This is a genomic window from Aminipila terrae (assembly GCF_010120715.1).
Lineage (GTDB): Bacteria > Bacillota > Clostridia > Peptostreptococcales > Anaerovoracaceae > Aminipila > Aminipila terrae.
In genome coordinates this window covers 3,284,902-3,299,915 of record NZ_CP047591.1, presented here as the reverse complement: position 1 = coordinate 3,299,915, position 15,014 = coordinate 3,284,902, and the positions used below count along the sequence as shown (strand labels likewise).

15 protein-coding genes, 1 other RNA gene and 1 pseudogene are annotated in these 15,014 nt (G+C 36.8%); all 17 read right to left on the bottom strand.

The window, feature by feature from the left end; genetic code table 11:
- Positions 1-78: 78 nt before the first annotated feature.
- The 17 genes and pseudogenes from rnpB to cobM all read right to left on the bottom strand — a co-directional run bounded on the left by rnpB (position 79) and on the right by cobM (position 15,001).
- Positions 79-422: RNase P RNA component class A (gene rnpB / locus Ami3637_RS15935), an RNA gene on the bottom strand.
- Between the two features lie 28 nt (positions 423-450).
- Positions 451-1,218, bottom strand: a complete 768-nt coding sequence (locus tag Ami3637_RS15930) for a Nif3-like dinuclear metal center hexameric protein (protein WP_162363427.1) — start codon at positions 1,216-1,218, stop codon at positions 451-453.
- A gap of 29 nt (positions 1,219-1,247) precedes the next feature.
- On the bottom strand, positions 1,248-2,006 hold the full coding sequence (locus Ami3637_RS15925; protein ID WP_162363426.1) for a tRNA (adenine(22)-N(1))-methyltransferase: 759 nt from the start codon (positions 2,004-2,006) through the stop codon (positions 1,248-1,250).
- Between the two features lie 35 nt (positions 2,007-2,041).
- Positions 2,042-3,184 (bottom strand): RNA polymerase sigma factor RpoD, encoded by a 1,143-nt coding sequence (gene rpoD, locus Ami3637_RS15920; RefSeq protein WP_162363425.1) that lies wholly within the window; start codon positions 3,182-3,184, stop codon positions 2,042-2,044.
- Positions 3,185-4,183, bottom strand: a complete 999-nt coding sequence (locus tag Ami3637_RS15915) for a toprim domain-containing protein (RefSeq protein ID WP_330586946.1) — start codon at positions 4,181-4,183, stop codon at positions 3,185-3,187.
- A 38-nt stretch (positions 4,184-4,221) separates the two neighbouring features.
- A pseudogene (locus Ami3637_RS15905) lies at positions 4,222-4,940 on the bottom strand (DNA primase).
- 109 nt (positions 4,941-5,049) lie between these two features.
- Positions 5,050-6,060, bottom strand: a complete 1,011-nt coding sequence (locus Ami3637_RS15900) for a deoxyguanosinetriphosphate triphosphohydrolase (RefSeq protein ID WP_162363421.1) — start codon at positions 6,058-6,060, stop codon at positions 5,050-5,052.
- Positions 6,061-6,097: 37 nt separating this feature from the next.
- Positions 6,098-7,096 (bottom strand): inorganic phosphate transporter, encoded by a 999-nt coding sequence (locus tag Ami3637_RS15895; protein WP_162363420.1) that lies wholly within the window; start codon positions 7,094-7,096, stop codon positions 6,098-6,100.
- Entirely contained in the window at positions 7,089-7,712 is a 624-nt protein-coding gene (locus tag Ami3637_RS15890; protein WP_162363419.1) for a DUF47 domain-containing protein, read from the bottom strand. Before Ami3637_RS15890 ends, Ami3637_RS15895 begins: the two co-directional genes overlap by 8 nt.
- 179 nt (positions 7,713-7,891) lie before the next feature.
- The gene (locus Ami3637_RS15885; RefSeq protein ID WP_162363418.1) at positions 7,892-8,077 is read right to left on the bottom strand and encodes a catalase-related domain-containing protein; all 186 of its coding nucleotides are present in this window, start codon (positions 8,075-8,077) and stop codon (positions 7,892-7,894) included.
- Between the two features lie 4 nt (positions 8,078-8,081).
- Positions 8,082-9,029, bottom strand: coding sequence for a catalase (locus tag Ami3637_RS15880; RefSeq protein ID WP_162363417.1), 948 nt, complete (start codon positions 9,027-9,029; stop codon positions 8,082-8,084).
- Positions 9,030-9,230: 201 nt separating this feature from the next.
- Positions 9,231-9,872: a precorrin-8X methylmutase gene (locus tag Ami3637_RS15875; protein WP_162363416.1), complete on the bottom strand. Its 642-nt coding sequence runs from the start codon at positions 9,870-9,872 to the stop codon at positions 9,231-9,233.
- Between the two features lies 1 nt (position 9,873).
- On the bottom strand, positions 9,874-11,400 hold the full coding sequence (locus Ami3637_RS15870; RefSeq protein WP_162363415.1) for a cobyric acid synthase: 1,527 nt from the start codon (positions 11,398-11,400) through the stop codon (positions 9,874-9,876).
- Positions 11,401-11,460: 60 nt separating this feature from the next.
- On the bottom strand, positions 11,461-12,531 hold the full coding sequence (locus tag Ami3637_RS15865; RefSeq protein ID WP_162363414.1) for a pyridoxal phosphate-dependent aminotransferase: 1,071 nt from the start codon (positions 12,529-12,531) through the stop codon (positions 11,461-11,463).
- 91 nt (positions 12,532-12,622) lie between these two features.
- Complete coding sequence (gene cbiB, locus Ami3637_RS15860) at positions 12,623-13,495, bottom strand: adenosylcobinamide-phosphate synthase CbiB (protein ID WP_330586709.1); 873 nt, start codon at positions 13,493-13,495, stop codon at positions 12,623-12,625.
- A complete protein-coding gene (cobJ, locus tag Ami3637_RS15855) occupies positions 13,488-14,246 on the bottom strand; it encodes a precorrin-3B C(17)-methyltransferase (protein ID WP_162363413.1) in 759 nt (252 codons plus the stop codon). Before cobJ ends, cbiB begins: the two co-directional genes overlap by 8 nt.
- The gene (gene cobM, locus Ami3637_RS15850) at positions 14,246-15,001 is read right to left on the bottom strand and encodes a precorrin-4 C(11)-methyltransferase (protein ID WP_162363412.1); all 756 of its coding nucleotides are present in this window, start codon (positions 14,999-15,001) and stop codon (positions 14,246-14,248) included. Before cobM ends, cobJ begins: the two co-directional genes overlap by 1 nt.
- Between the last annotated feature and the right edge of the window lie 13 nt (positions 15,002-15,014).

Here is a 15,014-nt window from a genome sequence, read left to right as displayed (position 1 = left end):
AATATTACAACATTTTAAACTATTTAATTATTTCAAAAAATAAAAAAAGACCCTTGTCTTAAAGAGTCAAAAATAAATGTTCTGGGTAAGTCTGTAAGCCGGGTTCTGTATTTGACAATCATCTATCTAGGCGTATCATTGCTAATACGCTCAAGCGACCTACCTACCGGGCAGCGACGGGCCGCCGCTTTTTGCGCCCTATTTGGTCTTGCTCCAGGTGGGGTTTACACGGCCGTTATGTCTCCATAACGCCGGTGAGCTCTTACCTCGCCATTTCAACCTTACCACAGCCTGACTGTTTCGGCGGTATGTTTCTGTTGCACTTTCCCTATAGTTACCTACGCCAGACGTTATCTGGCACCCTTGCCCTATGGAGCCCGGACTTTCCTCGTGCAGATGCACGCGACTGTCTGGCTTACCCAAAACATGCTCTAGTATTATATCATATGCTTATAAAAAGTCAAATGGATTTATATCAACCTGGGATTGAAAAATCTCCACTGCATCCTTTAACTCATTCTTTAACTGACCGGCCATATTACTTACAAATATTTTTTCCGTTCCATAATGTCCAGCATCTAAGACATTCATTCCCTTTTCTTTTGCTTTCATCGCATCATGATATTTAACATCACCTGTAATAAAAAGCTGGCAGCCATTCAGTTCTGCTATTTCAAGCATATCTATTCCAGCACCAGTACAAAGTCCGATCTTCCTGATTTGTTCTTCTGGGTTTCCAACAACACGAAGTTCATTGGGATGCAAATCTAATAATTTCTCCATTTCCCTTACAATCTCTTTTAATGATTTCTTTTCAGGTAGCTCCCCAAACAATCCGGTATAATCACTGCTATACTTTTCAAAATTATTTATATTTTTCAAATTCAGCAGTCTGGCCAGATAAAAGTTGTTGCCATACTCTGCTTTATCAAAATTTGTATGTGCAGAATACACTGAAATTCCATTTTTTATAAGTTCTAGGGTATAGTTTCCTATAATTGTATTACGGTCAACAACCTTGAAAGGAGAAAAATATAAAGGATGATGTGTGATTATCATATCAACTCCCAAATTAGCAGCTTCTTTTATTACTTCTCCAGTAATTTCAAGGGTTACAAGGATTTTATTAATCATGCCCTTTTCAAGATTTATCTGGAAACCTGAGTTGTCCCAGGATTCAGCCAATTCTGCTGGAGCTATTTTTTCCAATGTGCTCATAAATTGTAACTTAGAAATACCCATACGAATCACCTGCTTTTGTTATATTTTTTTAATAAATTCTCCAAATAGAGAATGCGTAATTCCGATTGTTGAATTATTTCACCACTGATTGATGCAGACTTTTTTATGTTTTTCAGAATATTTAATTCAATTTCTAATTTTCTTTCCACAAATTCCAGGGCTAAAGAGCCATTACTCATAAGTATTGATTCTGGGACCTCATATCTTATGTCTTCTGACTGCAGTTCTAAATCAGATTCCTTGGGTAGCTCTATAAGAACTGAGTCATTTTCTTCCGCTTCAGCAAATATGACTTCACATATATATTTGCCTTCTCTGACTATTTTCTCCTGTTTTATGATGAATCCATTATTTAACAGCCACCACCGGAGTTTACCCTGACTATTTCTGGGCTGTAAGATAAAACATTTCATGCTTTTTGATTTATTCAGATTCTTTCCCAGAATTTCAGTCATTAAGATACCGCCCATACCGGCTATAACCACTACATCCACTTCTCCGTTTTGGAGAACTTCTATACCATTGCCCAGTCTGAAATCAAAACCGTTTTTTACGGTCTCTTCTTTAAAGTTTTGCATTTCCACATTATCAATTGCCTTTTGAAGAGAGCCTTTGCTTATATCTGCCAGAATCACTCTGGAACTTTTTCCGCTTTCCCATAGATAAATAGGCAAAAAACCGTGGTCGGTACCTATATCAGCCACGGTTTGTCCATTTTCAATAAGGTCGGCAATCATTTGTAATCTGTCTGATAGCTTAATCATCTATTACCTCAATCTGCCTTATTTTATAGTTAAATTTATTCCAGATAGTCCTTAAGTTTTTTGCTTCTTGAAGGATGTCTCAGTTTTCTTAAAGCTTTTGCTTCAATCTGTCTTATTCTTTCTCTTGTTACATCAAACCTTTTTCCAACTTCTTCAAGAGTTCTGGCTCTGCCATCTTCCAGTCCAAAACGCAGCTTTAAAACTTTCTGCTCTCTTTCAGTCAAAGTATCCAGTACTTCAACAAGCTGCTCCTTAAGCATTGAAAATGCCGCAGCCTCAGCAGGTGCAGGAACATCTTCGTCAGGAATAAAGTCTCCAAGATGGCTGTCTTCTTCCTCACCGATAGGAGTTTCAAGTGACACTGGCTCCTGAGCAATTTTTAAAATTTCTCTTACCTTTTCCTCGGAAATATCCATTTCCTTAGCTATTTCATCTGGAGAAGGCTCTCTGCCATATTCCTGAAGCAACTGCCTTGATATACGGATAAGTTTGTTAATGGTTTCTACCATGTGTACAGGTATACGAATGGTTCTTGCCTGGTCAGCAATAGATCTGGTAATTGCCTGTCTGATCCACCATGTGGCATAAGTACTGAACTTATATCCTTTTCTCCAGTCAAACTTATCTACTGCTTTAATTAATCCAAGATTTCCTTCCTGAATCAGGTCAAGAAACAGCATTCCCCTTCCAACGTAACGCTTGGCAATACTTACAACTAATCTTAAGTTGGCTTCACAAAGCCTCTTTTTTGCTTCCTCATCACCAAGTTCCATTTTTTTAGCCAGCTCTATTTCTTCATCCGCTGACAGCAGAGGCACTTTTCCGATTTCTTTTAAATACATTCTTACGGGGTCATCTACCGCAATTCCTTTAGGCAATGTAGCTTCTAAATCAATTTCATTGGAATCGTCTGAAACTGAAATAATATCTACATCGTCATTTTCATCCTGTTCTATAGAAAGAAGCTCGAATTCATCCGGATCGACCTCTGATACAATTTCTATCCCCATAGCTGTCAGTGAATCATAAATCTCATCCATCTGATCCTTATTTAAGTCTATACCCTCTAAATAATCTGCTACTTCCCTAAAAGATATCGATCCCTTAGCTTTTGCTTTTTCCGCAAGGTCCTGAACATAGTCCTTTTTTTCCATAGCGTTTCCTTCCTCAAAGCTCATTTATTTACCCCTTTCCATTTTCTGTCTTTGCAAATCCATTAGTTCCTCTGTTAATACTTTTATTGTCTCCTGATTTTCTTCTTCATCAGCCATAGAAAGTCTCATTAATAATGAGTTTTCCTTTTCTTTTAAATTTTCTACTTCAATTTTATTTAAACATTCCTGCAAGACCTGCTCTTCTTTGTCTGCCAGCTGAACATTATCTATAATATCTGCCAGCATATTCATTTCATCCTGTTCCAAACCATCCTGCAGTTTCATAATATCAAGCTCTTTATCTTCTTTATAAAGTGATTCTGTTATGGAAAAAATCTTTTTCCCATGATCTGACTTAAAGGCATCTTCATATTGTGAAATAATTTTAAAGTATTCGTAATCAGTAATCATAAGCTTGATAAGATTCTTTTCAACCAATAACATGGAGGAATTTATCTGCTTATCTTCCTTCTTGTTATTTTCAATGTGATTATGAATCATCAACTCTTCCTGTGTATTATTGCCATTAATTTCTAGTCTTATTGCATTTTCTGATATTTTAATTTCATTAGCAAGCTTTTTTATATGAATATCTGCTTCTATTGGGCTTAAATTCCGTAAAATGTCTGCTGCTTCCTTTAAAAAGTCAATACTTTCTTCATATGAATCCAGATTATACTTTTTCTTAAGAACAGAAATTTTATAGTCAACAAACCCCAAGGATTTGTCAACCAGTTTCTTAAAAGCATCTTTACCATGCTTTTTTACGAACTCATCGGGATCTTTACCGTCTGTTACATGTAATACTTTTGGCTTACACCCCTCCTTAAATAATATATCTATACCTCTAAGAGCTGCTGCCTGTCCGGCATTGTCAGCATCATAAGACAAAACAATATTTTTTGTATATCTTCTAAGGATTTTAGCCTGATTTTCTGTCAAAGCAGTTCCCAGGGACGCACTGACATTTCTGATACCACTTTGGTACAGAGATATAACATCCATATATCCTTCTACTAAAATAGCACAGTTCTCTTTACTTATATCCTGTCTGCTGAGATTTAAACCATATAAATTATTTTTTTCATAAATACAGGGCTCTCAGGTGAATTTAAGTATTTTGGAGTGGAATCATCTATTGCCCTTCCGCCAAATCCGATTACTTTACCTCTTGTGTTTATAATAGGAAACATAACTCGGTTTCTAAATTTATCATAGTATCTGCCCTTAGACTCTGAAACCAGTCCAAGCTCTTTTAATATCTTCACATCAATGTTTTTGACAAAAAATATCTATACAGACTGTCCCACTCTCCATCGGCATATCCTATACCAAATTTTTTCAGAGTGACAGGCTGGATTCCTCTTTTTAACATATAGGTTAACCCAGGGTTTGATTTCTGGCAGAAAGCCTTCAGATAATATGTAGCAGCTTCCTTGTTTATCTGATAATATAATTCTTTTCTGCCGTCTTCTTTATAATTATTTACATATTCAACCCCATATTCTCTGGCAAGTTTCTCAACGGTTCCTGGAAAATCAAGATTATAATATTTCTTAACAAACTCAAAAACATCTCCCGTAGCGCCACATCCAAAGCAGGTAAAAATCTGTTTTGCCTCAGAAACAACAAAAGAAGGCGTCTTTTCATTGTGAAACGGACAAACTCCTTTAAAGTTGCTTCCCATTCTTTTTAAGGCAACAACTTGTCCGATGACATCAACTATATTACACCTACTTTTTATTTCTTCTGTTACACTATCATTAAAAGATTTACTCAAAATCAATCACCGCTTACTAAAAAATATTGCATAGTTTTATATACGACATTTTTAAGCAAATCCTTTTTTTATTTTTTATTTTTTTGCTCTTTTTTTTTAAATAATTAGTTTATTTCCATCCTTTAGGAATAAATATTTCGTTATATATGTTTAAGGCATATCTGTCAGTCATTCCAGCCACATGATCTTTCACTACTTCTGCAATTCCATATTCTTCAATGAGTTCTTGTCGTTCCTGGGGAAGATATTCTGGATGATCCAGATAATAATCATACAAAGAGCTTATAATAATTTCAACTCTGTGTAAATCTTCGTGTCTTTTGACCTTTTCATTGTGATAAACATTTTCAAACATATAATTTCTCAGTTTATCCATCTGTTCCTGACAACTATCGCCCATTGCAATCATATCTCGATTGTCACTATTAACAATAATGTCCATAACTAAAGTGTTTATTCTTTCTCTATGGGAATTGCCTAAAACATCAAGGCATTCCTCAGGCAAATCACAAAGTTCTATAACTTTACTTCTCAGTGCATCATCAATATCGTGATTGATATAGGCAATCCTGTCACTGAATTTAACAATCTGCCCTTCTAAGGTAAAAGGTCTGACTGGTCCTGTATGGTTAACAATCCCGTCTTTTACTTCAGCTGTAAGGTTCATGCCAAATTTGCCTTTGCTGCCTTCCAGCACCTCAACTACCCTTAAACTCTGTACATTATGTTTAAAGCCTCCTGGATGTATATTGTTCAAAATGGTCTCACCACTGTGCCCAAAGGGAGTATGTCCCAGATCATGGCCAAGCGCAATGGCTTCGGTCAAGTCTTCATTTAATCCTAACCCTCTGGCAATGGTTCTGGCAATCTGGGAAACTTCTATGGTATGAGTCAGTCTGGTTCTAAAATGATCCCCTTCGGGGGCAAGAAAGACCTGAGTTTTATGCATAAGCCTTCTGAAAGATTTTGAGTGAATAATCCGATCTCGATCTCTTTGAAATTCTGTACGCACTTGACATTTTTCTTCCTGTAATGCCCTGCCTTTTGATTCTGCTGATTTAGCAGCAAGAGATGATAAATTAATATATTCTTTTTTTTCTAAATCTTCCCTGGTAACCATATTTAACCCTCTATTTATTCAAATCAGGAACTGTTTTTTATAATGCCATTAACTTTTCTATTATAAATGCGGCCATTCCACCTAAACACATGGTTATTGGCAGAGTTATAACCCATGCGGTTACTATACTTTCTGCTATAGCCCATTTAACGGCTGAAAGTCTTTTAACGCTGCCAGCGCCCATAATCGCAGTTGTAATTACGTGAGTCGTACTCACAGGAGCACCGAAGAATGACATACCTTCAATTACTAAAGCAGCTCCAGTCTGTGCAGCAAATCCACTGGCCGGTTGCAGCTTAGTAACGCCGCCACCCATAGTTTTCATGATTTTCCAGCCTCCAATAGAAGTGCCTGCTGCCATAGTTGTGGCACACGCTATTTTCACCCATAGAGGAATTCCACTGTTGCTGTCTAAAACGCCACCAGTCATCAATGCCAGTGTCATAATTCCCATAGTCTTTTGAGCATCATTATTACCATGAGAATAAGCAATCAGAGCTGCAGACAATATTTGCAGCTTCAAAAATAGTTTATTTACTTTTCTCTGGGACCAGCTTGCAAAAGCAATAAAAATCAATTTCATAAAAAAGAAACCGAAAATAAAACCAACAACAGGTGAAGTGAATAGCGGAATAATAACTTTCTCTAAAACCCCTGACCATACAATATGGTCTAATGAGGCAGTATAAACGATAGTTGCCCCTAACAGCCCACCAATCAAAGCATGGGAAGAACTGCTTGGAATCCCCTTCCACCATGTAATAAGGTTCCAGATAATGGCTCCAATTAAAGCTGAAAGTATAACATATTGTTCCAGCTCAATGTTTACTAATCCCTTGGATATAGTAAGTGCAACCTTTTCACTTACTAACGCACCACAAAAATTCATAACTGCTGCAAGCAAAATAGCTTCTTTTGCTGATAAGGCTCTTGTATATACAGAAGTTGCAATTGCATTTGCAGTATCATGAAATCCATTTATGAACTCGAATAACAGCGAAACCACCATTACCCATATCAGTATGCTACTAGGCATATTTCATTACCACACCTTCCAAAATATTTGCCACATTCTCACAGGAGTCAAGGCTAGCTTCAAGTTCTTCAAAAAGATGTTTCCATTTTATTAACTCAATTGGGTCTTTTTCTTCTCTGAAAAGTTTTGCTAATGCTTTTCGATATATTACGTCACCTTCATTTTCAATTCTGTTAACTTCAATAATCTGATCTCTTACAATCTGATTTTTCTTCATTTCAGAAAGATGTTTAAACAAAACATTTAATTCTCTGATACTTTGCATGATCAGATCAGCCATATACACAGCTTCCTGTTTGATAGCATGTACATTAAATACTAAAAATCTATTGGCAACTTCTTCTAATGAATCTACGATATCATCCATTTCTCTTGTCACGGAATAGATGTCCTCCCTGTCAAAAGGGGTAACAAATGAACCATTTAAAGCTTTCAAAATCTTATGTGCTTCCATGTCACATTCTGTTTCAATAACTTTTATTGCAGCAACCTTGTCCTCAACATTCTCATAATTTTTTACAAGGTCTTCAAAAGCTTCTCCAGCTGTTACAATCTTTTCAGCATACTCTATAAATAAGTTGTAGAATATGTCCTCTTTTTTCTTTGCACTAAGCATGGTTTCCTCTCTTTCATATCATAATCAAATTTGTTAAAAAAGTATTTACATTTAACTCTATGTTAATTATACGCCAAAAAGTGCGGTTTCTGTTAAGAAAATGTTAAATAACTGTAAAATGCATGTAAATTAGGCCTGATAAGGCCTTATTTACAGGGAATTTAAGGAAATTATTCAAATTACAGTTGTTTTTGAATAGTAGATCCTAGCTCTTCATTGACAAGTTTTAAACATTCTATTACCTTTTCCTGTACTTCATCACTGATAAACATTAAACTTTCTACCAAATTATAAATTAAAGCTTCTTTATCAGTTGGACTGAAAGACTTTAAACTGTCGTTGGCCTGCTGATATATGATTTCCATTTTATTACCTCCTCCTGTTCCGCCATCCGTCATCATGGGCAAAACACATAAGTGCTAACATTTCATCATCTGGAATTTCGATACCTGGCACAATATTTGACGGGCTGAAATAACACATTTCCACTTCGTCATGAAAGTTTGATGGCAGCCTGTTTAAGGTCATTTTTCCAACTTTTATGTGAGGACAGGCTCGTTCAGGCCAGATTAATGTTTTATTGAAGATATCAAAAGGAACTTCTTTCGCAGCATTTTCAGGAATAATCTGCACTGACAGTTCATATTCTGGATATATATCATCTTCTATAGCCTTATATAAATCATTGGTCAAGGCATCTGGATCATAACCTGCCAGGAATTCTGCCTCTTGTGATGATATATTTTTAATACCAGCAAGAGGTGTCCAATGATATCTGACATAAAAGATTTTATTTTTTTCATTGCGCCATATATATGTATTCACACTGAATGACTCCATATGACGATAACTTTTTATAGTGCCCTTATTTGAAAACAGCCACATAATCAGATGAAAAGCTTCTGGATTATCGGCAATAAACTTCCAGAATTTTTCTCTGTCACAGGACAGTCCATTCACAGGACGTAAGGCAGCATATAAATCAGGAAATTTACCTGCCTCATTTATAAAAAAAACAGGCATATTCTGACACAGCAGATCATAATTCCCGCTTCCTGTAAAAAACTTTACAGACATGCCTCTTATGTCTCTGGCAGTTTCAGAAGAGCCTCTTCGTCCAAGAGCTCTTGAAAATCGTACAAAAACTTCTGTTGGTTCTTCTGTATTATTCAAAAAACCCGCTTTAGTGTAGTCAAAAAAAGGCATGTAAAGATTAAATTTACCGTAAGCGCCTACACCCTTTTCATGAAATAACCGTTCTGGCGTCATCTCTCTGTTCATTTCAGCCAGTTTGTTAAATAAAAGAAAATCTGTCACAATACCACCCCATTATGTAATAGTATATGCAGCAGATTATATTTTGTTTATCATGACCTATCCCAATTTGTGAAACAAATTGATGGAAGGTCAGATGCTAAAAAGACATGAACTTTAGTTCATAGAAATTTATCGTATCATGACCTATCCCAATTTGTGAAACAAATTGATGGAAGGTCAGATGCTAAAAGATCATGAACTTTACAGCAGTCCGTCACGCATCATGTAAAGTATTGCGTTGCAGATTGCTGCTGCAACATTACTTCCGCCTTTTCTGCCTGCAGCTACAATATACGGCATGTCAGAGGACATAATTAAATTTTTGGACTCTACTACATTTACAAATCCAACAGGTACTCCGATTACAGCTTCTGGCTTTATTTGTTCTTCACTATATAGTTCGAAAATCCTTACTAATGCAGTAGGAGCATTGCCTATTGCAAAGATTACCGGTCTTTCCAGTAAAGAGGCTTTGTCTATTGAAGCTGTTGCCCTGGTTGTTCCATTTTCTTTTGCTTTTTCAGCTACATCTTCATCTGACATAAAACAGAAAACTTCTCCGCCAAATGTCTCTAAAAGTTTCTTATTGATTCCAGACTTTGCCATCTGGGTATCCGTTACAATACATGCTCCATTTCTTATAGTCTGCGCAATATTCTTTACAACATTTTCTGAGAACTTCATATTATCATAATAATCAAAGTCCGCAGATGTATGGATTACTCTTTTTACTATAGGTGCTAATTCTTCTGGAATCTTTCTGTCTCCCAGTTCTTCTGTGATGATTTCAAAACTACGTTTTTCAATATCAGCTGGTAGTACTTTCTGTAATTCTATCTTCATTTTAAACTCCTTCGTTTAATATTCTGTAAACAGCTTCTATATTCATATTCTCACGAAGCCCGTCAGCAAGCAGGTCATACTGTTTTTCTTTATATGCTTTTACGTCCAGTCCAGACACTGCAGATTCATCAAGGCCCTTATTTTTAAGGAGAATAGAAACGATGGTTTTAACCACATTCTCCTTATCAAAGATACCATGTATATAAGATCCGTAAATGTTTTCTTTGAAAAGTCCTGCACCTTGATCCGCTTTTTCAGAAGAAATCTCAGTTATCCTTGTTAAACTGCTGACGCTGGCCTGCTGTGATTCCTCAACAGCAGATTGTCCCATATGTATTTCATAACCCTCTATTTCTACACCTTCAAGGGCAGAAAAATAACCTTTCCCCCCTGTAACAAAATGTCCTTTTATCTGGGTTCTGGTTTTTTCTTTCTCAAATACAGTTTTAGCCGGTAACAGTCCCATACCTTTCAGACTGCCACCATGTTCCACATTAAATGGATCTGACAATTCTGTGCCCAGCATCTGAAAACCACCGCAAATCCCAAACAACGGTTTACCTGAAGCAGCATATTTTATAATCGCAGCCTCCAGCCCGCACTGTCTCATCCACAGTAAGTCTTCCATGGTATTCTTAGTACCAGGTATAATAATCAAATCCGGATTTCCCAGCTGTCCAACAGAATCAACGTACCTCAGACTTACAGCATCTGAATATTCAAACACATTAAAGTCTGTAAAATTAGAAATTCTAGGCAGCCTGATTACCGCTATATCAATTAAGGCCACTTTTCCTTTTCGACTGAATCTTTCTGTCAGACTGTCTTCATCATCAATATCCACATGAAGATAAGGAACAACACCAACAGTAGGTACGTGTATGATATCTTCAAGCATGTCAAGTCCTGGCTGAAGTATGGTTTTGTCTCCCCGGAACTTATTGATAATAGTACCCTTTACCATTGCCCGGTCTTCTTCACTGAAAAGAGCCATGGTACCAACCAGAGAAGCAAAAACACCTCCTCTGTCTATATCACCGGCAAGAAGAACAGGAGCTTTAGCCATTTTTGCCATATACATATTTACGATATCATTTTCCTGCAGATTTATTTCAGCAGGGCTCCCAGCCCCTTCCAAAACAATAATGTCATATTGAGATGCCAGTTTATCATAAGCCTTTTTTATTTCAGGAACCATATCACGTTTATGTTTATAATATTCCTTCGCATCCATATTACTGTAGACTTCACCATTTACAATTACCTGTGATGCCATATCATTGGTGGGTTTTAAAAGAATAGGATTCATTAATACAGAGGGCTCTATGCCAGCAGCTTCTGCCTGAACCACCTGTGCTCTTCCCATTTCCAGCCCTTCCTTGGTAATAAAGGAATTCAGCGCCATATTCTGAGACTTAAATGGTGCTACTTTGTATCCATCCTGTTTAAATAGTCGACATAATCCTGCAACAAGTAAACTTTTGCCGGCATTAGACATGGTTCCCTGAACCATTATTGCTTTAGCCATAAAAAACCTCCATTTTCCTCTGTACTTCAAATCCTTTAAACTGTTTGAACAGCCTTATGATTAAAGGGATTTTAATACATTTATAAGACGTTCATTTGCACTGTGTGATTTAACTGCGATTCTGTAATATCCAGCTGTAAGTCCTGCATAATTACTGCAGTCTCTTATGATGATTCCTTTTTCTAACAGCTTTTCCTTAAAATCTGATATGCTGTATCGCTTATTATCAACAATGTTTAAAAATATGTAATTAGCAGCCGGGTTATAATTTTTTATTCCCAACTTATTAAGTTCTGATACTAAATATTTTCTTTCTTCTCTGATTTGTTTTAAAGACTCTTCCAGATATTCCTTTTCTTTCAGTGCCTGAACCCCAGCAATTTGTGCCGGTATAGAAACAGACCAGGGCTGCCCCATATCTGTAATCTTCTTTAGTAAATCTCCATTACAAGATAATCCATAACCTAATCTTAGACCAGGCATGGCATAACTTTTAGTGAAAGCTTTTAATATAAATAAGTTCTTACAGCTCTCAATATAAGATTTCATTGTGTATTTTTCATATTCCTCAATAAATTCGATGAAACATTCATCAAGAACCATCATAATATTCTTTTCTACACAGATCTGAAGTATTTTTTCCAGCAATTCTTTTGTAACCAACTGCCCCGTAGGATTATTGGGGTTACATAAAAATACCACATCGTAAGAAGAATCAAGGGCATTAAGATATTCCTCACTTAACGAAAAGTCTTCTTCTTCCTTTAGTTCATAATGAATTGCTTCACAACCCACTGTATTTAGAGCAATTTCATACTCTGCAAATGTGGGAGCCAGAACCAGAGCTTTTTCTGGTTTTAATGCCAGTGCAAATCTAAAGATAATATCAGCAGCACCATTACCGCATATTATGCAATCCCCTTTGATTCCTTCAAATTCTGAAATTGCAGTTATAAGCTGTCTGCAAAGAGGGTCCGGATAATTTACACATGAATCCAGACCATCGATGATTGCCTGCTTTACCCTTTCAGGAAGGCCATTTGGATTAATGTTTGCAGAAAAATCCAAAATGTCTTCTATTCCTTTTTCTTTCGCACTATATATATCTCCACCGTGAATTAAATTAGCCATCTAACCATTACCATTCCTATCATACAAACAATTAACGTAATCCAGGCTGTTCCATAAAGCAGCCTGTTTGAAAGGATTATATCCCTTTTATCTACAGGTCTTTTTTATCTCCTATGGTCTTTTTTTCATACAGCTTGCCAAAATAATAAGCGTCTCCTGCCAGCTGGACATTTAATGCCCCTGCGCAAACAGCCTCAGTATGGGCACTGTTTGGGCTGGCATGATTCGTTCGGTCTCTTCTGTAGATTCTGGCTGCATTTTTAAAGTCAAGTCCACAGAAAGCAGAAGCAATAATCATAAATATACCCGACAATCTGGCAGGTATGAAATTAAGTACGTCATCAAGTTTTGCTGCGAATCTGCCAAAATACAGATATTTATCATTTTTATATCCAATCATAGAATCCATCGTATTTACAGCTTTATACAAGAATCCTAAGGGTGCACCTCCGATGGCCATGAAAATCATTGGTGCAACTGTTCCATCTGAAGTGTTTTCTGCAACAGTTTCTACTGTGGCTTTAATGATGCCTTCCTCTGTAAGACTTTCCGTATCTCTTCCCACAATCATGGATACTTTTTCTCTGGCCCCTTCAACATGATTTTTTTCAAGTTCCTTATAAACTTTCATACTTTCCGTTTTAAGAGCTTTAACAGCCAGAATCTGATAGCACATAATTGTTTCCATAACAAGACCTAAAATCAGATGGATTTTATAAGCTATCCATAAAATTACAGCAGGCAGGAAAAATGACAGAACAATGATGCAAATAGCCATTATAGTTCCTGCTGCCAGTTCTCCCCCTTTAGTCTTAGAAAAACAATACCTGAAAAATATTTCAAACTTTTCTATTGACTTTCCTATTAATCGGATAGGATGCGGCCAGTTATGGGGATCTCCTATGATAAGGTCTAAGATAAATCCAATAAACAAAGGCAGAACAGCAATGATAATACTATTCATTCATCAATGCCTCAACTTCCTTATAACCTCTTGGGGTAACCATTTTTCCATTCATGTTCTTAGTCTTGGAGTTACCGATAAATACCGTGGTAAACATATCTACTTTTGTATCCCTCAAAGTTTTCAAGTCCAATACAACTCCGGATTCACCTTCTCGTCCGATATTCTGAACATAACCTGCAACATTTTCAGGCTTTCGGTACTTTAAAAGAATATCACAGGCCTTTTGCAAATAGTCATACCTTTTTATACTGGAAGGATTATATAAACAAATGGAGAAATCCCCCATGGCAGCACATTCTAATCTCTTTTCAATCAGTTCCCAAGGGGTAAGCAGGTCACTTAGACTTATCACTGTAAAATCATGAATTAATGGTGCCCCCAAAACAGCAGCTCCGCTGCATGCTGCTGTAATACCTGGAATAACCTCTATTTCAATCTCCTGATCTAATCCTCTGGCATGAACAATTTCGAACATCAGCCCTGCCATACCATATACTCCTGCATCTCCACTACAGACCATAGACACAATCTTACCTTTAACTGCTTCATCTACTGCAAGATTACATCGGTCGGCTTCTTTTTTCATAGCGGTGGAAATCAGCTCTTTGTTATTAAAACGGTCTTTTATTAAATCTACATATACAGTATATCCGGCAATAACATCACTTGCTTCTAAAGCTTCAATAGCCCGTTCAGTAGTCTGACTGAGATTTCCTGGTCCTAATCCTACGACAAATATTTTTTTCATTATTTAGAAGCCTCCCTGAATTCATGTGTGAAACCTGGGTCATACAGTTTTGAACGTTCATAACTATCTCCAAGGAATCCGCCCACTACAATCATGGCAGTTTTAGTAATATTATTATTTCTCGCTGTTTCCGGTAAAGTTCCTACTGTACATCTGAAAACTTTTTCTTCCGGCCAGGTTGCCTTATAAACAATAGCTGCCGGAGTTTCTTCAGTATACCCTCCCATTAACAGCTTTTCTTTTAATGTATCTAAAAGACCTGTAGACAGGAATATGGCCATGGTTGCTCCATGGGAAGCCATAAGGGACATTTCCTCCTTTTCAGGAACAGGAGTCCTTCCTTCCATTCTGGTAATAATAACGGACTGTGATACATTTGGCAGGGTGTACTCTGCATTCAGAGCAGCTGCCACACCACAGAACGAACTAACTCCAGGTGTTACCTTAAATTGAATATTCTTTGGTTCCAGAAGGTCCATCTGTTCTCTGATGGCTCCATATAAACTTGGATCTCCCGTATGTAGTCTTACGGTCATTTTACTTTCAGCTTCTGCTTCTTCCATAACTGCAATAACTTCTTCTAAAGTCATGCTGGCGCTATTGTAGATTTTGCACTCTGGCTTTGCAAGTTTTAATAATTCAGGATTAACCAGAGAACCGGCATATATAATAACATCTGCCTCTCGCAATAACTTTTGTCCTCTAACTGTAATTAAATCAGGTGCTCCCGGACCTGCTCCAACAAAATTAATCATTTTAAAAAATACC

Bases quoted from the DNA above. Each gene is read 5' to 3' on its own strand.
- rpoD (WP_162363425.1), bottom strand. From the start codon at position 3,184: ATGAGCTTTGAGGAAGGAAACGCTATGGAAAAAAAGGACTATGTTCAG.
- Ami3637_RS15925 (WP_162363426.1), bottom strand. From the start codon at position 2,006: ATGATTAAGCTATCAGACAGATTACAAATGATTGCCGACCTTATTGAA.
- Ami3637_RS15885 (WP_162363418.1), bottom strand. From the start codon at position 8,077: ATGGAAATCATATATCAGCAGGCCAACGACAGTTTAAAGTCTTTCAGT.
- Ami3637_RS15865 (WP_162363414.1), bottom strand. From the start codon at position 12,531: ATGGCTAATTTAATTCACGGTGGAGATATATATAGTGCGAAAGAAAAA.
- Ami3637_RS15895 (WP_162363420.1), bottom strand. From the start codon at position 7,096: ATGCCTAGTAGCATACTGATATGGGTAATGGTGGTTTCGCTGTTATTC.
- Ami3637_RS15870 (WP_162363415.1), bottom strand. From the start codon at position 11,400: ATGGCTAAAGCAATAATGGTTCAGGGAACCATGTCTAATGCCGGCAAA.
- Ami3637_RS15930 (WP_162363427.1), bottom strand. From the start codon at position 1,218: ATGAGCACATTGGAAAAAATAGCTCCAGCAGAATTGGCTGAATCCTGG.
- cbiB (WP_330586709.1), bottom strand. From the start codon at position 13,495: ATGAATAGTATTATCATTGCTGTTCTGCCTTTGTTTATTGGATTTATC.
- Ami3637_RS15875 (WP_162363416.1), bottom strand. From the start codon at position 9,872: ATGAAGATAGAATTACAGAAAGTACTACCAGCTGATATTGAAAAACGT.
- Ami3637_RS15890 (WP_162363419.1), bottom strand. From the start codon at position 7,712: ATGCTTAGTGCAAAGAAAAAAGAGGACATATTCTACAACTTATTTATA.
- Ami3637_RS15900 (WP_162363421.1), bottom strand. From the start codon at position 6,060: ATGGTTACCAGGGAAGATTTAGAAAAAAAAGAATATATTAATTTATCA.
- cobM (WP_162363412.1), bottom strand. From the start codon at position 15,001: ATGATTAATTTTGTTGGAGCAGGTCCGGGAGCACCTGATTTAATTACA.
- cobJ (WP_162363413.1), bottom strand. From the start codon at position 14,246: ATGAAAAAAATATTTGTCGTAGGATTAGGACCAGGAAATCTCAGTCAG.